Origin of the sequence: Candidatus Chordibacter forsetii (assembly GCF_964187505.1) — a bacterium.
Classification (GTDB): Bacteria; Verrucomicrobiota; Verrucomicrobiia; order Opitutales; family Seribacteraceae; genus Chordibacter; species Chordibacter forsetii.
The window spans coordinates 1-17,601 of record NZ_CAXLML010000199.1 but is presented as its reverse complement, the minus strand read 5'-3'; the positions used below and the strand labels follow the sequence as shown (position 1 = coordinate 17,601).

Below are 17,601 nucleotides of genomic sequence, written 5' to 3'. Positions count from 1 at the left end.
ATCATCTTCCTCTAAGGAGGCACTCCATATGCAAAGACCATTGGAGGCCCATTCCGCATTATCGGATTCGATGCCATCAGCAACAAACCAAATATCTTCGGGCAATGTAACTCTTGAAGTTTCGTCTACAAGCCAAGTTTCAACTCCACTAAATGAGGAATTTCTGTCCAGAGTAATGATCTCTGCATAACGTAAATACTTTTCAGAATCGGAATTTTCAGCGTTTACGATAATGCGAGTCTCAAGCCCTGTTGACATCGCCAGAAACCTTGCTTTGTGGACCAACGAAAGAATATTTCTTTGGGCTAACCCTAAATTTTTCGAAGATGAACCAAGAAAGGAAAACCCTAGCAAACCCATCATTACACCCATGACCGCTAAAACAACTAAAAGTTCTAATAAGCTAAACCCTCTTTGGAGATTAGAATTTTTTTTTAAATTAATCACGCCAACATTTGATTAATCAGACGATAAATATTTTTCAATATCCCAGGAGAATAGATTAGACAAGTTTGTGGTTTCGTCGGACAAAATAAAAATTGCAATATCCTCGTTTATTAAGCTGAAGTTATCTCTTAGACTATCTAGATTCTCCATTTGTGAGTCGTCATATTCTAGCGATAAAGATGAAAAAATTTCATCAACTAGACTATTATCCATGACTATTGCTCCATCTCGGTCATGGTCGAGTAAAATTCTAATAGATTCATAGGCTATTAAGTTACCTTCTCCGTCAAACTCATCATCACTAAAAGAATGAAATTCTTTGAAGTCACGATTTTCATCTTCAAAGGAATTACCATCTGACCAACCAGCTTCAGACTTCTCTTTTCCTTTTAGTGAAAATAAAAATCTGTTTTGATTTTCTTGGGGATCATTGAGCATTGTAGCAACACCTTCCCCTGATTCGTAAAGAAATGGAGGATAATAACCGTAATGCGTCTTGTATTGTTTTAATTTAATTACCCAAGTTCGCATGATCGACTGCATCTTCGTTTTTTCAGAAGTACCCAAAACTCCTCCTAATTGTGAAACAACAAGGCCCATGAGTATTCCAAAGATAGAAATAACCACTAGAAGCTCAATCAAGGTGAAGCCATTTTTTTTCTTTTTCATAAGTCTTACCAATTTCCGGGTTCTGTGGAAGGTATGTTATCCCTATCTTCCAACCTTTTTTGAGGCAAGGAAACAAGGCTTTCGTTAAAAGGGTCTCCTTTTTGATCGGGACCTTTTGAATAGAGTAAAAAACCTCGTTGCTCGTCCTGTCTGGGAAACTGATATATGTAGGGTTCTCCCCAAGGGTCTACAAGATAGTGATCAAACTCTGAAAAGTTAAATTTCTCGCTTTCGTCATCACTTAAAGTTTCGAGAGTCATCTTATCGACTGGTAGTAGGTTTTTCCTGAATTCAGAAATTTCTACCCGTTCCCAAGCCTCAGTATCTGTAGAAAGTTGATGCGTACCATACAGTGAATGAAATAAAATAAAACTAGCTATTTCACCCTCGTTATCAAAAGTTTCAGGAAAGTCGCCATATTCACGTTTAAATTCATCTAATGCGACCCTTAGGACTTCCACTTCCACTGTTGCTTGTTTAATTGCCTGTTTTTCAAAGAGATACCCAGCACCACTGAAAATGATTCCTCCAACTATGCCGATAACAACGATCACAACCATTAACTCGACCAAGGTAAATGCACTTTGGGATCTTTTGTATTTTATAAGAGAATTCATTTTAAAAATTTAGTTAACATAGCATAATTTCGAGAAATCAAAGACAGCAAATGTTTTCTGCCCGCTAGAGGAAATTTCAAAAGCATTAAGGCCAAAAAATAACAAAATGCCCCCACCAAAATAAACAATGACAGTTGTAAAAATAATCCAAATTTATTAGCGGCTGTATCAAAAACTAGTCTTATTAGCTGAATGGAGAAAAACATCGTACATGCAGCGGCAAATATTTTAGGTAAACATATTTGGTTATTCCTAACGAGAGACGACCAAGACAGTTCGGGATTTTTACAGTAAAGAAAAGTAAACTGGGCAAACGCGGCTGCTAGGTTTGCCCATGCAAGACCTTTAACTCCGTATGCTGACATAAAAGTTAAACTGCAAACCACATTTACCAACAAACTCAACAAAGCCGCCCGTAAAGGAACTTTCATGTTTTTCTGAGAATGATAAGATTTGATCAAAAATGTGGACAGTGCATAAAGCGGAATTGTCCAGGCTACAATCATCAGTACCTCACTAGCCATGACTACATTACTTTCCCCAAAAGCCTTCCATTCAAACAGAACGCTGATTACAAGTTCTCCTAAAAGTAGCAGACCAATAGATGAGGGTATTGTTAACATAGATATCATTCTCAAGCCTGCAAAAAAAGAGGATTTGTATAACACCTTGTCGCCTTTACTTGCAGCTCTAGACAAGACAGGAAAAAGAATAGTCGAGATTGCGATGGCAAAAACTCCCAGAGGAAGTTCTACCAATCGTGCAGTCATATATAGGTAAGAAACTCCCCCAGGATCGTCTAATGTGTAAGCAAGAATTCGTGAAACAAGGATATTAACTTGTGCTATTGCAGCACCAAATGCACCAACCCAAAAAAGAGAACTAACTTCAGATAATTCGGAAGAGTTAGAAAACTTCCATTTAAATTTCCATCCGAAATTCTTAGACAAACGGAACCAAGGCAAGTAAAGCTGGAACAAACCAGCACCGACTACCGCGAGGGATAAAAATAATGCTTTTTGCCCAAAACTGAAATCCCGATTGAAGCCCACAAAACAAAGGGTAAAAATCAAAAATAAATTTAATACAACAGGAGACAAAGAACCTTCTAAAAACCGATCCCTAACATTTAAAGCACCAACCAAAATTGCTGATGCACAAATAAAAATCACATAGAAAAAGGTAACGCCATTTAAATAATTTGCTAAGTACCACTTTGGGTTTGAAAACCAAGAAAACTGGTGAGTAAGCAAAGTGAAGAAAGCTACAAAAACGGACAAACACCCCAAAAAAACAAAGAGCCGGGTCAACACTTCGTTCAATAAAGACCAATTGTTTTTATTTACCAGCTGACTCTCGGAAAATACGGGAATAAATGCCGAGGTTAAAGTACCTTCACCCAACATTCTTCGAAAAAGATTGGGAATCGTAAAGGCTAAGAGAAATGCCTCTCCATAAATTGAGGTACCAAAGGCCGCAAAAAAAAGCACATCTCTTAACAAACCTAATACTCGGGAAAGCAAAGTTGCTCCGCTAACAACCGAAAAACTAGCAAACAAGCTCACTCTAAATTAAAATCATCAAACAGGGTATTATTAATCTACGAGCCTTTAAGTAATGCCAACAGTTCTGATGCTTCATCAAGAGGATCTTGATGATCTTGAGCTTTTGCTAATTCAATTGTTTTGATAAGGGAAAGTTCTGCATCCTCTTTTCTTTCAAGTGATATCTCAAGCTTAGCTTTAAGCAAAGCTGCCATCATCCAATCGTTACGAGTCTTTAAGCAGATGCTAAGTTGTTCAACTGCTTCTTCTGAATGATTTTTTTTTGCTAAAAGCTGAGCATATGAGAACCGAAAAAATGAATTATTTGGGAAGCTAAGGACTTTTTGGCGTAATTCATTAATTTCCGCCGTTTCGGAATTTGGTGACTCAGACAAGGTCGATACAAACTACAGTTGTGTTATCAACTCCACCGTTTTGATTGGCCTGGTCAATTAATTCTTTAACTAAACTTTGGCAATCCATCGAAGCACATAGGTTTGATATGTCAGAGGGGTCAACCATGTTTAACAATCCATCAGAGGCCAAAAGAATTTTGTCACCTGCTTCAGCTTCGAACTCTCCTCCATCAACTTCAAAATCAATATCCTGACCGAGGCAACGCGTCAAAGTATGATTGTAATGCTCGGGCATATCATTAGCCGCGTCTGGACCATGTTTGGCAATCAACTCAGCGGCAAGGGTGTGCTCTTTGGAAATCTGGTTTAATTCTGCGGCTTTATTATCGTATTTGAGGATGTAGGAATCCCCGACATGTCCGAAAATGAATTTGCCCTTAAGAAAACGAATACCTGAAAAAGTCGTACCAATTCCATTTTGTCCTCCAACAATCGGACCACACTTAATAATATTTGAATGAATCTGGCTGATCAAAGCTCCAAGTTCATTGGGGGTAACGCAATCATCAGGACTTTGAACCAATGCATCAAAGTACTGCACCGCAAGCAGGCTAGCCAAAGATCCGTAAGGAAGTCCACCGACTCCATCGGCTACAGCAAATATACCCTTTTCCAAAGAGACCAAAAATGAATCTTCGTTAGTTTCACGAATAAAACCAACGTCGGAATGCCCGTATGCTGAAAGCTTCATTAAATGTGGGATAGATTGGGAATGATTGCTATGTGTTGATTCGTGCTTATAAAATAAACGATCTAAGACAAACCCTCGTCACCTAAAAGGTCAAGCAAGCAAGTAACATCATACTCATTAGTAGGAAGTTCAGAAATAAAGTCCCGACCATAATTTTTTTTGAGAATTCTAGAATCCAAAATTACCAAATCGCCAAAGTCCGTCGAAGACCTGATCAGCCTTCCTATTCCTTGCCGAAATCGAATCACAGCAGCAGGCAGGGTAATTTCATGAAATGAACTACGATTCTCACTGTGTAAAATTTCACTTTTTGCTTCCAAGAGTGGATGACTCGGATTTTCAAAAGGCAAACGGGTTAAAATGACCTGAGAAATACAGGAACCCTTTGCATCAAACCCTTTCCAAAAACTTTCTGCCCCAAGAAGGAGTGCATCTCCTTCTTCAATTACTCTTTTTCTTATTTCAGAACGGGAGTACTGGTCTCCCTGTGCATAGATAGACCTTTGCATTTTTTGCCACATTGGCTTTAACTCATTATGGCAAAAGCGAAGATCCGAGTAATTGGTAAACAGGACTAAGGTGCCACCCTCCAAATTCCTTGCTAGAGTGTGAATCGAACGGGCGAGATATTGCAAATAACTTGAACGATCGCGGGCTTGTGGCTCCGGACAATCCTTAAAAATACTTATGCTTATTTGCTTTTCATAGTTAAAAGGTGAGCGAACAACACATTCAGTCGCTTTCTCGGCTCCAATTTTATTACGAAAAAATTCAGCACTTCCTTTTCTGGTTATGGTAGCACTGGTCAATAAAATAGAAGAGTCTTTAGCAAATAATTCCTCTCGCAAAACTGTAGCTATCTCTAATGGGGCACTCCTTAGGTAAATAATTTGGTTTGACCGGCCACCACGCTCTAACCAGTACACTGAATTTTCATCCTTCTGCTCGATAACTTCTGAAAGATCCGATAAGTACGCCTGAATCCGTTTTGCCTGATCTCTCAATTCCATTCGCGCTGACTCCTCAGATGCTAAATCGGACAACTCAATCAAACTCCTAAGTACGCGGCTAAGGGGAGGGAATATTTCCATGGGCAATGAATGAGAATGCCTTAACCGTTGACGATCCTTTTCACCCAATGTGTCCATGTGTAAATACTGAAAGAAATCACTCGCAGCCAGAGCCGCATTCTCGATGGCCAATAAATCAGATTCTCTTCCTATTTTGCTGATTAAGCCCTTACCTTTTTTGGGATTATAAAGTTGACGAAGAAATGTTTCCAATGACCAAGAACTCAGGGATACTCCTAAATGATCGCTGGCCACGTCCGCAATTTCATGAGCTTCATCAAAAATTAAAAAGTCATCTGCAAACAAAATGCCTGACTCATCATCACTTGGTCCCATCCCTGCTCCTAGCAAGGAGAAGAAAAGGCTGTGATTAACGACAATTAGATCTGCCTGCTCAACTAGAGCTCTGGCTCTTCTGTAATAACAATTTTCAGGACTACAACTTTTTGCAGAGCAGACCGAAGAATCCGCATTGACCAAGTCCCACACAAGAGGATTTGGAGGTGGTGACAATTCTTGCCGAATTCCCTCGACTGCACCCGAATCTACCCACTCTGCAATTCTTTGCACTTCATCACGCTGATAAGATTCAAACAAGTCGCCCTGCCCCATTAGTGCACGGCTCAACCGGTTTTGGCAAAGATAGTTTGCTCTACCCACAAGTAGTGCACATTTAAAGTCAGCAATGGTTTCGAGGCCGGGAACACGATTAAATAATTCCCTTACTGATAGAACATCTTTTTCGAGTAATTGTTCCTGCAAATTTATGGTATTGGTTGCAACGAGACAGGTCCTCCTAGCAAAACGAGCAAAAAGAATAGAGGGTATTAAATAAGCGAGGCTCTTGCCCACACCCGTACCAGCCTCAAACAAAAGATGCTTTCCCTCGGTTAAACTTTTCGCATACCTCTGGGCCATTTGAGCCTGCTCTTTTCGATATTCAAACCCTAGTGCTTTTTCTAACCATCCCCCTTCCTCAAAAATTTCTGAGACTTTTTCAAGAAAGCCTTGGTCATTGGAAGGATCATCGACCTGTTCCTGTTCAATCAATCGAATCATGCGAACAAACTGCTTAGAAACGAAAGGGAATAATCTGGAAACAAGAAAACCTACAAGGGACGGACATAGGGATTCTCCCTTATTTCATCGCCGACTGTGGTGTTGGGCCCGTGCCCTACCGCAAGTTCGGTATCAATTGGTAACGTATAAATTCTGTTACGAATTGAAGCTTCCAAACTCGCAAAGTCCCCACCCGGCAAATCTGTTCGTCCTATACTTCCTGCAAAAATAACGTCGCCCACAAAGCAAATCTTTTCCGATTTTAGGTAAAAAGCGACATTTCCTGGGCAATGTCCCGGGCAGTGGAAAACATAGGTTGTTCTCCCCCATAAATCTAGTTGATCACCATCCTCTACCCATTGAGTAATTTCAACTGGTTGCAAATCAATGCCCGGAATCGAAAAAGTACTCATGACTGCCGGATTATTGAACATTAACTCATCCGCCAAATGGCCGATAACTTTAATTCCCGGTGACAAGACTTCTTTCACTCCTGCCATATGGTCCCAATGTCCATGGGTGAGCCAGATCTGCGATAAAGTAAGGTCATTTTCTTTTAAAACCTTCGAGATTTCTTCCCCACAATTAGGAGGTGCATCGATCAGAATTGCCTCGGAACCTTTATTCTCCCAAAGCAAGAAGGCATTTGTGCCAATGGGGCCAAGCTCAAGCTTTTTAACAATCAACTTATCCATTCCCTTTACTTTGCGCGCTCAAACATTTTCTCCAAGTTTATTGCACCTACACCTTAGAATTAATATTTTCGTATACAATCCTTGTTCCTTGACTTGGCAGGGTTCTTTCTTATGGATTATTCACTTCCCTTTCTGGGGTAGTAGCTCAGTTGGTTAGAGCGCCGGCCTGTCACGCCGGAGGTCGCGGGTTCGAGTCCCGTCTATCCCGCCACCCTTGTTATCAAATAAACTGATAACCAATACGAAGAAGCAAAGGGTCAGATTGAAAAGCGGTATTTGCAAATTAGGAGGCATTGAATAAACGATAGTGACCGCTGGTATCCAAATTAGCCAAGTCGAGACAAGCAAAAACACCGATTCTTTTAACAAGGCGTGGAAACATTTGATCTCTTTCACATCTCCCCAATTAAAATTTGCATTTTTCCATCCGTAAAAAACTGCAGTGGTTGGTGCAGCCCACAATACGCAGTAAACAAATTGATCAAAAAGTACTTTCGATACTACGACAGACTTTTCCTGGGCATCTCCAAATAAGATACTTTGTAATCTATAAAAGGCGTCGACCTCTATTCCTTTGACTGCCCAAAAAACTACAAAGAAAAAGAACCAGCCAAGCTTTTTGCCAAGGGGTACATTTTTACGAAACAATAAGAGAAAATAAGGAATCAAACCTCCAAATATTGCTGTAGATATGGCTGAATATAAATATCCAAACTCTTTTTTGGTTGAGCCCAATAGGTTCAATAAATTGGCAAAATAAATTGAATTGTAATAGCCAAGACAAATAGCTGCCCCAAAAACCCACAAAAAAATTCCCGCAATTAGATTGGCCAAAAGATTGGAGCGGCAACGCTCCCATGCATCCCTAAACATCAAGACAATTCAAATGGTATATTTGACCCACGAATGGGTTTAACCAAAAAAATGTAATTAACTTTCAAAGAATTACTAAAAACGTTCCCCTTTGCGAAGAGAACGTGCAAATGCAACCAATAGTTGAACCACTGCTTCTAAATCATTAAGATCAATCACTTCACTTGGGGTGTGCATATATCTTAAAGGAATACCTACCAGTCCGGTGGGAACGCCATCACGAGCAACTTGAATAGCCCTCGCATCTGTACCAGTGGGGCGGGGATCCGCCTCTATTTGAACTGCGATCTTACTCTTTTCCGCACATTGAACTAAGCGTTCAAAGACACCTGGATGTATATTGGGTCCACGAGTTAAGATCGGACCCCCACCCAACTCAAAGGAACCATACTTTCGGTGGTCCGCATCTGGATGATCAGTCGCATGAGATACATCGACAACGAGGGCCACATCAGGATTTACAAGATAAGCAGAAGAAATGGCACCCCGCGTTCCGATTTCTTCTTGGGAGGTCGATACTGCAACCACTTTGGACGCCTGTTTTTTTCCTTTTTTTAAGCGAAGTAAAGCCTCGTTAACTGCATAGGCACCACTTTTATCATCAAAGGCCCGTGATACCACAAGGGATCCATGCAAGGACTCCAAACCATGTGTGTATACAGCCGCATCTCCAATGGTAACACGCTCCAAGGCTTCTTCCTTGGATTTTGCTCCAATATCTATCCACATTTGATGGAATTCAGGAACCTTTTTACGATCCTCGGGACTCATTAGATGAATAGCTCGCTTTCCCGTGACTCCCCGAATGACTCCTTTTCGGGTAAGAATATCAACACGACGCCCGGAAATCATTGAGCGATCGTGTCCGCCAATGGCATCAAAATATAAATAACCCTTATCGCTGACGTGTTTAATAATTAGCCCTAGTTCGTCCAAATGTCCCGCAAGCATAAGGGTGGGTGCACCAGTGCCTTCTAAGGTAGCATGACAACTGCCCAAGGCATCAACTTCGAAACTATCTGCATTTTTAGCGACTCTTTTTTTAATAACTTCACGAGCTTCGGTCTCATATCCAGAAGGTGAACGAGCTGCTAAAAGTTCAGCTAGAAATGCTGGAGCTTTAGGGTTTGGCGGTGTTTCGAAAGAAGTTGTTTTTGTCATCTTCTTTTATCAAGTCATGCTTTGTCCATTTTGCAACTCCGGAGAAAGAGTTATCACATTTATGTCTCGCCCTCTGGAGTAGGAAATCTATTTCAATTATTACATGACAATTTATCCAGCTATTGATTTAAGAGGCGGAAGGTGCGTACGCTTGTTCCAAGGAAAAGCAGATCAGGAGACCGTTTATTTTGAAGATCCAACCGAGCCAGCCCGGCTTTGGAAAGAATGTGGAGCCACCCATTTGCATCTCGTTGATTTAGATGGGGCCTTTTCTGGGGGAAGAGCAAATCTTGATGCCGTAAAATCCATCCTAGATATTGGTGAAATGAAAGTACAGCTTGGAGGAGGCATGAGAAATAATGAGGCGGTCTCCCAGGCTCTCGCACTCGGTTTGGATCGTGTTATACTGGGAACCGCAGCTTGCGAAGATCCAGAATGGACCGGTCGTTTAATTGAAGAGTATGGACCAGATCGAATAGTCATAGGAATTGATGCCAGAAATGGTTGGGTAACAACGAAAGGCTGGGTTGAAACAACGGAGAAATCAGCTGTAGATTTTGCCATGGAAATGGAGGGTCTTGGCGCTCGCTGGATCATTCATACAGATGTCGCGACAGACGGAGCAATGAAAGGTCCAAATTTTGCAGCTCAATTAAATATGCTCAAAGCCGCACCCCGTTGTAAAATTATTGCATCTGGTGGCGTATCCAAAGAGCAAGATGTCTTAGAACTTCAGAAATTAGCCAACGAACACAATAATTTAGAAGGTGTCATTATTGGCAAAGCCTTGTATGAAAACTCTGTTAATCTCGAAAAATTAATGTAAGTCGGCTCAATATTTTGAACTCCTAAATTTTCTTGCCATTGGCAGTACCCATTCCTTTGATATTTAAAAATCCCAAAAACTCATTCCTATCATGACAAAGCTCACATTTGATGTAGATTTCACCAAAGATCCCAAAGAAATTCTCCAAGAGATTCAAGAACGTGCAAAAGCAGAAGTTGCCAAACGCGAATCAAAAATCAAATCGGCTGCCTTTCTTTCCAACCTTCATGAAAAGGTAAACCAAGAAATTGGAACCGATTTTAAAACCGTTAATGATCTAATTCGGGCTCTTACAGCTTATGCAAACCCGAAACTTCGCGATAAGATAAGCTCTACCTCTCCGAGTGGAAGGAGGGTCACGATTAGCATGAGCCCGGAATTATTTGAGGAGATCAAATCTAAGCTTGCTCAACCCAATCCTAATAAAGCTGCTATCGCTCGTGAGACTGGTGCCAGCGTAGTTCAGGTTAGAAAAGTAGCTAACGGTGGTTTTGACGCTAAGTTTGATTCTTCAAAAGATGTTAAGGCGATTAAATCAGTCAAGAGTGATTCAACCCAAAAAGTTCAACGCGAAGCCCCTGAACCTGCTGAAAGTATCGAAAATGAGCAATCATTACCAGAACTGCCGACAATTGCTCCGCCTTCCATGGGAGAGGAGATTCCTGATATACCTGCTCCCCTTGCCCCACCTCCTGCTCCTTCACTTGATTTACCTACAGTTCCTTCGGTCCCGGAGCATGCAGATAGTATCGAACAGGAAGAGCCTACACCACCATTACCCCCGATCGCTCCACCTTCAATGGGCGAGGAAACTCCTGAAGTACCTGCTCCCCTTGCCCCACCTCCTGCTCATTCACTTGATCTTCCACCAACTCCTCCAAGTCCCACGGCACCAGAATCAGGTGTTACAGATTCACCAAGTCCAATAAATACTCCCGCTCCGCAAAAACCTTCAATATCTCTCAAAGTAAAAGGGACAAAGCTTGGAATTGGTGCAAAAAAAGGAAAACCGACCCTGTCCTTAAAACCAGGCAAGAAAAAACCAGGGGGTCTTAAAATTACACGGCCTCCGATGAAGCCGCCCTCCGCATAATCCCTTTATTTGGAATGGATTGGACTTGTCCACGCTTAGATTTTCCACCATTGTAGTAGAATTTGGGGCCGTAGCTCAGTTGGCAGAGCGCCACAATGGCATTGTGGAGGTCGTCGGTTCGATCCCGATCGGCTCCACCATACAACTTTAGTCAGTATTAATTTCGACACTCTTTTATGAAAGAAGTTTGGGTTACCGGTTTAGGCTTTATTACAAGTATTGGTTGTAACTCGGACCAAGTAGAGAATAGCTTGCTTAATCTTAGGCACGGAATTGCTTGCCCAAACATGCTCCAAGTTCCCGAATCACCTGTGAAGGTTGCCGGTACCATCGATGAATTTGAACTTGATTCATCAGATCCCGAGGACTGGAAATTCCCCAGTGAATATAAAGTTCCCCGTTCTCTTATAAGAAGCTTCTCCCCACACGTTCTCTATGCTTGGTGCTCCTTGCAACAGGCGATTAAGGATGCAAATATTGATTCGCAAGACCTTCAGGACCCAGAATCTGGAATTTACACTGCATCGGGTGGATCCATGCGGTCGATTCACAAACACTTTGAAAAAATGGATCGCAATGGCGTTATGGCGTGTAATCCGCTTGCTATTGTCTCTTCAATACCTGGAACCTTAACTTTTAATCTTGTCGCTGCCCTTGGGATTCGTGGATCTTCGATGGGCTTAGTCTCTGCATGTGCATCGTCAGGCCATGCTCTTGGAACAGCCCTAGATGAAATTCGACTTGGAAGACAAAAACGAATGTTAGTTGTCGGTGCTGAGGATTGTAATTTTGAAAGTATTGTGCCCTTCTGCGGAATGAGGGCTTTATCCTTGGAAAAAGATCCTAACTTAGCATCTCGGCCATTTGATTCAAATCGTAACGGGTTTGTTGGTACTGGAGGATCGGTTAGTCTTATTTTAGAGACAAAACAAGAAGCTCAAAGGCGCGGTGCACAACCTTATGCAAAATTTATTGGTTGGGGACAAGGATCTGACGGACATAATGTTGCCATTTCTCATCCTGAAGGTCGGGGTCTCCATGACTCCATGAAAAAGGCGCTAAAAGACTCAAGCCTTTCCCCCGCAGATATCGATTATATCAACGCACACGCTCCCTCAACTCAGATTGGGGATGCCTCAGAAATGCATGCACTCAAAGCAGTTTTCCAAGAACATCAAACTTTGAAGGTATCTAGTACTAAAGCCCTCACAGGGCATGGGTTGTCATTGTCCAGTATCATGGAGGCAGGCTTCTGTTGTTTGGCACTTAAAAAAGGGTTTCTGCCGGGTTCAGCCAATGTTACCACCCCAGACCCAGCCTTAGGCCACTTAAATTTGATCCGAACAACTGAAAAGATTCAGGTATCACACATCATGAGTAACAGCAGTGGGTTTGGCGGTGCAAATGTTAGTCTTGTCTTTAAACATGCACACTAAAAACAATTTTCCTGAAAACTTTTAGTGAATAAATGAGCGAAGATTCAACTTATAAGGAATGGCTCGTTGAATTGATCAAAAGGAGACGAACTCGAAAACCAATTTATTTTGATGGCAAAGTGCCCTCTGAAAGAATTGAACATTTAATTGATGTTGCAAGAAATGCACCGAACCACCACCGAACCGAACCTGCCAGGTTCTACATCCTTGATTGTGAACGTATTCGCAAAGTCGGTAAGCTATTTAATGAAGTAATATCAGGAGACAGCATTGATCCCGCCCTTGTGGAAAAGGGATTAAGAAAAGAAAAAGAATGGGGAAATTCTAGCGGTTTGCTTGTCATAACTAGCTATACTGATGAAAATTCCTTACTCCTTCGTAAACACCCTACTGTAGTTCAAGAAAACTACGCCACAACTTGTTGTATTATCCAGAACCTCCTCTTACTGTTTGAATCAAATAATATTTCTGCAAAGTGGAGCACGGGTCCTGTCTGGGAGCACCCGTTATTCTCCTGCACAATAGGAATTGAAGATCCTAAAAAGGAAAAGGTAGTTGCTTTACTATTTTACGGCATTTCATCTTTGAAAGCTGAAATACGAACCCTTTCCCCTCTAAAAAATTTTATCGTAAACCATTCAAAATCATAAAGAGAAAAAAGATAGAGGTTTCATAATTGACCATCGCGCTGAAATTTCTCATTTTAGACCTTTTGGTGGAACGGCGAAATAGCTCAGTCGGTAGAGCAGAGGAGAAAATCCTTGTGTCCCCAGTTCGATTCTGGGTTTCGCCACCACCGAAATTTTTTTTCGTTTCAGTATATCCGTTAATCCGGTGTAAATTGAACCCGTCCTAAAGCTTTAAAAGCTCACTACTGCGGATAACCTATTCCAGCATTGATACTTAAGTGCTTCAGGCGCCTAGTTTTAGGGTCTCTTTTATCAAGGTAACTAATAGCATATAGCTTTGCTAATTTCTCTTCCTTTGCTATTCATTTTATAAATAAACATGGCTATTGAAGACATTATTCCTCTAGACGCACTGCTTGGTAGAAACTCGCAAAATGCCGGTAAGAAGAAAAAGAAAAAAATAGACAAGGAAGCAATGGCTTCTCCAATGATGCGTATACCCCGAATGGATGTCCGGGTTGCCCGAGACCTTATTGATATAGGGTTTAAGGAACTATATGAACTTCAAGGCAGGGCTCCAGAATCTCTATTTGAAGAAATTAAAAAAAGAAAAATAGATACTCCAGAATGGAGGTTACCTTATTTGCGGATGGCAGTCTATTATAGTGAAAATGAAAACCTGGAACCATCAAAACTGCACCCCCATGCTTGGGAGGATTGACTTACATTTAAAGATTAGCATCCATCTTTTCTTTTGCTTTTTTGGTCTGCCATACCATGAAGAGTCCATAACCGAAGAAAAGGAGTCCATTAATTAAGACCAGAGGATTTTGCAGGTTTTTCAAACCAACAATAAAAAGCACAAATCCAACCCCAGAAAATACCCAACCGAAGATCGACCGATAACGAATTATACGTTTGAAATGATTTTCTCGACGACTTGCTTCCAGACTAGATAGTTTATTTGTCATTCAGTATTTGTATCAGGTTAGTTTCTATCATTCTCAGCGTCTTGATTTTCATCCGTACATTTACCCCGTAAAGAAAGTTGTAAATTATCCTGCATGATATCATCGAATAACATCTCAGCTCTTTTATGAAGCCGCTGCACTTCTAACATTGCCTGCTTTCGTACCGTACTTTTACATAAAGTAAAGGCAGCCAGGTCTACAAAAGCAATATCATCCTCAAGCGTAGAAAGATAATCTAAGACATCTTGGGTAACATCGCCACCAAGTTTATGATTTTGCACCAGGGCATCAAATATTCTTTCCCGTATTTCCAGTTTTTCAGCAACTTTGATAGTGCTTAAAGCTTCAGTTTCAAGAATGCGATAGGGAGATTCCTGTACAATTGACCTAGCTCGAATCCTTGAAACCCCCTGTAACATCACAAAAGAGGTGCCATCAGGATTCTGCTTGGAAACGCGAACCAAACCAATGGTACCAACTTCAAAAGGCGGTTCATTTAATTCCTCGTCTGGAGACGAGATCTCACGCTCAGCGAAGACTGCAAACATTCTTTCAGATTTTAAAATATCTTGAAGCATTTTTTGATACCTATTCTCAAAAATGCGTAGAGGAAGCATGGCTTCTGGGAAAAGAACCACACCTTTTAGGGTCATTACAGGTATTAGGGAGGGTAAAATCATACCCGCCTATCCAATTGCAATTATCAAGTATACTCAACTAAGGAGTATTTAAATTTACATATTTAAAGGTGTGAAGCTTTAAGAGTAATACGAGCAATCGATCGGATTAATAAAAGAGGATGAATTTATTGGGCCCAAGCCGCGTCGTTAAGATCCAGGTTTATAACATTGTCTCCATTGTTCAAATTCACAGGTTTAGACCAAACCACACCAACCTGCCCAAGGGTCGATGCACCAACAATAAAGAAATTTCCATCAGAAAGATCATCCACATTTCCAACTCCCAACGAATTAGTTTTTATCCTTCTAAGGCTTGAACGGGCTAATGCATTTCTTATCTTTGCGGCAATTCCAGGAAATTGATAACCTCGTTGAACTGATCGAGCCCAGTACTCGGCATGAGTTTGTATACCATCCTGAGTGGGAGGCTTAATTCCCTCCGCAGCAAGAATCTCTGATAATTTTCTATCAACTAGAAAAAACTCAGTAAAACCAGCAGGTCTTACTTTGTTATCTAAAAATTGAACTTTTGCTTGGATTTGTAAATTCGCATTCCCGCCCTCCTCGTTCCTAACTGATACAGGATTACTCGATGATTGAAGGATGTTTCTTGGACGAATTGGTGCGTATTCAGGCAAAGAATCCCGTCGGCGTGAAGAGTATGAAGATGGGGATCTCGTATTCATTCTTGAAGTTCTAACGTTGTTGGAGAAATTACTTGGGTTTGAAACTTGAATCATAGACCCTTGATTACCACCACCTTGTAAAACCCTGATCGCCTCGCGAGCAGCAACTAGAGCTTTTTCAAGAGAATTAACACGGGTTTTCGCATCAGATAATTCATCATTTAATAAATCTACCTTGATCTTGGAAGATTTACCACGCTCAAGGACTTCCTGCTTAATGGAGCGGGCATCTGATAACTCGTTTTTGAGGTCGTCGATGATGATTCGTTCTTGATCAAGCTCAACGGTTAATGTCAAGTTTCTCTGATTCAGATCACTAATTCTATTTTCAAAATCATTTTGAGAAGGCAAGTTGCTTGTTGATGCAAGTTGTTCTTTTAGCAAATTGTTCTGAGATCTTAATTCCTCAATCTCCGCAAGTTGAGAGGAATCAATCTGAGAATTTCTTTGGATTCCGCCATTCTCGAAATCACGCATTCTAGATTGCAAAGATGCCAAGTTCCTGTTGGCAAAAGCTAATTCCTCACGCACTCTCTGAGTCTCCAGTTTTGCTTGGCTATTTGCATCTTCTGCTTCCTGCAGTTGGACCTGGAGTTGTAAAATTTGATTTCGAGAAAAGCCGTCAGGTTTTTTGGCAGCGAGTTTTGACATTTCATCCCTTAAACCCTGTATACGAGAATCTTTTTCATTTATCTGGCTGGTTAAGTTAGTATTTTCACGGGTTAAACCGTTAATTTGATTTTGCATACTTTCACCAGCTTCATCTGCTTGCATCCTTGCATTGGTTAAGGAAACATCTCTCAATCTCCTATTTTCAGATTCAAGGGTGTCTAGATTATTTTCAAGAGACGAAAATTCGTTCATTATCCCCAATAGTTCATCATTTAAACGTGCACCCTCATCCCGGCTGTTTTGAAGTTTATCCTCAAGTTCCTTAACTCGCGGATCCGCCATCTCTTGTATGCTGATGAGATCATTTTGCAAAGCTAGCATTTCTTGCTGTAAATCAATAAACCTTGGATCATTTGAAATATCGCTTGATTGTGAAGCTTTTCGTTCCAATGCCGTGACCAAATCCTCGGTCTCTGATCTCAGTAATTCTGAGTTTCTCAGCGCATTGGATAATTCGTCAATGCGAGCTTGTGCATTTTCCTGAGCTTCATTTGCTTTCCGAGAAATTTCATCAATGGTTTCTAGAGATGGATCTAGGGATGCAACTTCTTCCATCTGTTTAATACGCGCTTGGGTTTGTTCAAGCTCCATCTGTAATTCAAAGCTTTCAGCAACTGCTTGCCGTAATTCGTCTTGTAATGCTTCCATTTCAGGAGATCGAGAACTAGATATAGTGCTCTCCTTTGCCTTTTTTAGTTCTTCCCTTAAAGCATTAATTTCACTAGCGAATGCCTCTTTTTCATCGGATGACATAACCGAGCTTGTGTCGGGAGTAGCCGAATTTTCAATCATAGCTAGATTAAGCTCGGCTTCAGCTTGTCTTGATATCATTGATTCAATTTGCTGATTTAATTCATTGATTGTTAAGTTGGCCTGATCTAGCTCATTTTCAAGTAAGGCAAGTTTAGGGCTATCAGCAGATTTAAACTGACCGTCCATTTGTTCGATCTTAGCTAGAGCCATTTCTAACTTCATTTCTAAGTCCATAGCTTTTTCAATCATAGATGGAGCTTCACTCTTAATCTCTAACTGGTCTCGTAGCTCATCATTTTTTGATGTTAATTGCCTATTCAAATCTTTAAGGGCTAAAGTTTCGTTATCTGAAACTTCACCTTCCTCAAGTTTCTTCAGCTGAATTTTTGCATTAGCCAATTCTTGCTGCAAAGCTTCTACGGTAACATCAACAGATTGAGTATTCTTGAGTAAAGCCGTTCTCAAATCATCATTTTCATTTTTAAGAAGTGCCAATTCATCTTCAATAGAAACGAGGGCACCGACTCCAAGTTGTTCGGATTGCGAGAGTCTATTATTAAGTCGCTTAATTTCTTCATCTGATGAACTTAATTGTGCTTGCAGTGCTGAATTG

17 protein-coding genes and 3 tRNA genes are annotated in these 17,601 nt (G+C 40.9%); 8 read left to right on the top strand and 12 right to left on the bottom strand.

Annotated elements, in window-relative coordinates; all coding sequences use genetic code 11:
* The 8 genes from ACKPQ4_RS08800 to ACKPQ4_RS08765 form a co-directional block, all read right to left on the bottom strand.
* Positions 1–447: prepilin-type N-terminal cleavage/methylation domain-containing protein (locus tag ACKPQ4_RS08800; RefSeq protein WP_407680814.1), on the bottom strand; the 447-nt coding region annotated here is incomplete at its 3' end.
* Positions 448–459: 12 nt separating this feature from the next.
* Positions 460–1,116, bottom strand: coding sequence for a type II secretion system protein (locus tag ACKPQ4_RS08795; protein ID WP_407680813.1), 657 nt, complete (start codon positions 1,114–1,116; stop codon positions 460–462).
* Positions 1,117–1,121: 5 nt separating this feature from the next.
* Entirely contained in the window at positions 1,122–1,733 is a 612-nt protein-coding gene (locus tag ACKPQ4_RS08790; protein ID WP_407680812.1) for a type II secretion system protein GspG, read from the bottom strand.
* Positions 1,730–3,298, bottom strand: coding sequence for a murein biosynthesis integral membrane protein MurJ (gene murJ / locus ACKPQ4_RS08785; protein ID WP_407680811.1), 1,569 nt, complete (start codon positions 3,296–3,298; stop codon positions 1,730–1,732). The genes ACKPQ4_RS08790 and murJ overlap by 4 nt, the downstream gene beginning before the upstream one ends.
* A gap of 35 nt (positions 3,299–3,333) precedes the next feature.
* Complete coding sequence (locus ACKPQ4_RS08780) at positions 3,334–3,672, bottom strand: tetratricopeptide repeat protein (RefSeq protein WP_407680810.1); 339 nt, start codon at positions 3,670–3,672, stop codon at positions 3,334–3,336.
* Entirely contained in the window at positions 3,665–4,384 is a 720-nt protein-coding gene (locus ACKPQ4_RS08775) for a PP2C family protein-serine/threonine phosphatase (RefSeq protein ID WP_407680809.1), read from the bottom strand. Before ACKPQ4_RS08775 ends, ACKPQ4_RS08780 begins: the two co-directional genes overlap by 8 nt.
* 62 nt (positions 4,385–4,446) lie before the next feature.
* Entirely contained in the window at positions 4,447–6,513 is a 2,067-nt protein-coding gene (locus ACKPQ4_RS08770; RefSeq protein ID WP_407680808.1) for an ATP-dependent DNA helicase, read from the bottom strand.
* 50 nt (positions 6,514–6,563) lie between these two features.
* Positions 6,564–7,208 (bottom strand): MBL fold metallo-hydrolase, encoded by a 645-nt coding sequence (locus tag ACKPQ4_RS08765; protein WP_407680807.1) that lies wholly within the window; start codon positions 7,206–7,208, stop codon positions 6,564–6,566.
* Between the two features lie 134 nt (positions 7,209–7,342).
* Between ACKPQ4_RS08765 and ACKPQ4_RS08760 the strand changes: the two genes are divergently transcribed.
* Positions 7,343–7,419, top strand: a tRNA-Asp gene (locus ACKPQ4_RS08760).
* Between the two features lie 737 nt (positions 7,420–8,156).
* Here ACKPQ4_RS08760 and ACKPQ4_RS08755 read toward each other — a convergent pair.
* Positions 8,157–9,242, bottom strand: coding sequence for a M42 family metallopeptidase (locus ACKPQ4_RS08755; protein ID WP_407680806.1), 1,086 nt, complete (start codon positions 9,240–9,242; stop codon positions 8,157–8,159).
* 103 nt (positions 9,243–9,345) lie between these two features.
* Between ACKPQ4_RS08755 and hisA the strand changes: the two genes are divergently transcribed.
* The 7 genes from hisA to ACKPQ4_RS08720 all read left to right on the top strand — a co-directional run bounded on the left by hisA (position 9,346) and on the right by ACKPQ4_RS08720 (position 13,947).
* Positions 9,346–10,068: a 1-(5-phosphoribosyl)-5-[(5-phosphoribosylamino)methylideneamino]imidazole-4-carboxamide isomerase gene (gene hisA, locus ACKPQ4_RS08750; protein ID WP_407680805.1), complete on the top strand. Its 723-nt coding sequence runs from the start codon at positions 9,346–9,348 to the stop codon at positions 10,066–10,068.
* A 91-nt stretch (positions 10,069–10,159) separates the two neighbouring features.
* The gene (locus ACKPQ4_RS08745; RefSeq protein WP_407680804.1) at positions 10,160–11,161 is read left to right on the top strand and encodes a hypothetical protein; all 1,002 of its coding nucleotides are present in this window, start codon (positions 10,160–10,162) and stop codon (positions 11,159–11,161) included.
* Between the two features lie 64 nt (positions 11,162–11,225).
* Positions 11,226–11,301, top strand: a tRNA-Ala gene (locus tag ACKPQ4_RS08740).
* A gap of 36 nt (positions 11,302–11,337) precedes the next feature.
* Positions 11,338–12,597: a beta-ketoacyl-[acyl-carrier-protein] synthase family protein gene (locus ACKPQ4_RS08735; RefSeq protein WP_407680803.1), complete on the top strand. Its 1,260-nt coding sequence runs from the start codon at positions 11,338–11,340 to the stop codon at positions 12,595–12,597.
* A gap of 32 nt (positions 12,598–12,629) precedes the next feature.
* Positions 12,630–13,247, top strand: coding sequence for a nitroreductase family protein (locus ACKPQ4_RS08730; RefSeq protein WP_407680802.1), 618 nt, complete (start codon positions 12,630–12,632; stop codon positions 13,245–13,247).
* A gap of 72 nt (positions 13,248–13,319) precedes the next feature.
* A tRNA-Phe gene (locus tag ACKPQ4_RS08725) sits at positions 13,320–13,393 on the top strand.
* 212 nt (positions 13,394–13,605) lie between these two features.
* Positions 13,606–13,947: a hypothetical protein gene (locus tag ACKPQ4_RS08720; RefSeq protein WP_407680801.1), complete on the top strand. Its 342-nt coding sequence runs from the start codon at positions 13,606–13,608 to the stop codon at positions 13,945–13,947.
* A 7-nt stretch (positions 13,948–13,954) separates the two neighbouring features.
* On the opposite strand, the gene ACKPQ4_RS08715 is transcribed toward ACKPQ4_RS08720, so the two are convergent.
* From ACKPQ4_RS08715 to ACKPQ4_RS08705, 3 genes are all read right to left on the bottom strand, one after another.
* Positions 13,955–14,197: a hypothetical protein gene (locus ACKPQ4_RS08715; protein ID WP_407680800.1), complete on the bottom strand. Its 243-nt coding sequence runs from the start codon at positions 14,195–14,197 to the stop codon at positions 13,955–13,957.
* 17 nt (positions 14,198–14,214) lie between these two features.
* A complete protein-coding gene (locus tag ACKPQ4_RS08710) occupies positions 14,215–14,850 on the bottom strand; it encodes an LON peptidase substrate-binding domain-containing protein (protein ID WP_407680799.1) in 636 nt (211 codons plus the stop codon).
* A gap of 152 nt (positions 14,851–15,002) precedes the next feature.
* Positions 15,003–17,601, bottom strand: a 2,599-nt coding sequence (locus ACKPQ4_RS08705) for a hypothetical protein (RefSeq protein WP_407680798.1), incomplete at its 5' end; no start/stop codon positions are given.

What these genes read in the sequence shown, in the direction of transcription:
- ACKPQ4_RS08795 (WP_407680813.1), bottom strand. Translation starts at nt 1,116, where the DNA reads ATGAAAAAGAAAAAAAATGGCTTCACCTTGATTGAGCTTCTAGTGGTT.
- ACKPQ4_RS08790 (WP_407680812.1), bottom strand. Translation starts at nt 1,733, where the DNA reads ATGAATTCTCTTATAAAATACAAAAGATCCCAAAGTGCATTTACCTTG.
- ACKPQ4_RS08775 (WP_407680809.1), bottom strand. Translation starts at nt 4,384, where the DNA reads ATGAAGCTTTCAGCATACGGGCATTCCGACGTTGGTTTTATTCGTGAA.
- ACKPQ4_RS08770 (WP_407680808.1), bottom strand. Translation starts at nt 6,513, where the DNA reads ATGATTCGATTGATTGAACAGGAACAGGTCGATGATCCTTCCAATGAC.
- ACKPQ4_RS08765 (WP_407680807.1), bottom strand. Translation starts at nt 7,208, where the DNA reads ATGGATAAGTTGATTGTTAAAAAGCTTGAGCTTGGCCCCATTGGCACA.
- ACKPQ4_RS08755 (WP_407680806.1), bottom strand. Translation starts at nt 9,242, where the DNA reads ATGACAAAAACAACTTCTTTCGAAACACCGCCAAACCCTAAAGCTCCA.
- hisA (WP_407680805.1), top strand. Translation starts at nt 9,346, where the DNA reads ATGACAATTTATCCAGCTATTGATTTAAGAGGCGGAAGGTGCGTACGC.
- ACKPQ4_RS08745 (WP_407680804.1), top strand. Translation starts at nt 10,160, where the DNA reads ATGACAAAGCTCACATTTGATGTAGATTTCACCAAAGATCCCAAAGAA.
- ACKPQ4_RS08735 (WP_407680803.1), top strand. Translation starts at nt 11,338, where the DNA reads ATGAAAGAAGTTTGGGTTACCGGTTTAGGCTTTATTACAAGTATTGGT.
- ACKPQ4_RS08730 (WP_407680802.1), top strand. Translation starts at nt 12,630, where the DNA reads ATGAGCGAAGATTCAACTTATAAGGAATGGCTCGTTGAATTGATCAAA.
- ACKPQ4_RS08720 (WP_407680801.1), top strand. Translation starts at nt 13,606, where the DNA reads ATGGCTATTGAAGACATTATTCCTCTAGACGCACTGCTTGGTAGAAAC.
- ACKPQ4_RS08715 (WP_407680800.1), bottom strand. Translation starts at nt 14,197, where the DNA reads ATGACAAATAAACTATCTAGTCTGGAAGCAAGTCGTCGAGAAAATCAT.
- ACKPQ4_RS08710 (WP_407680799.1), bottom strand. Translation starts at nt 14,850, where the DNA reads ATGACCCTAAAAGGTGTGGTTCTTTTCCCAGAAGCCATGCTTCCTCTA.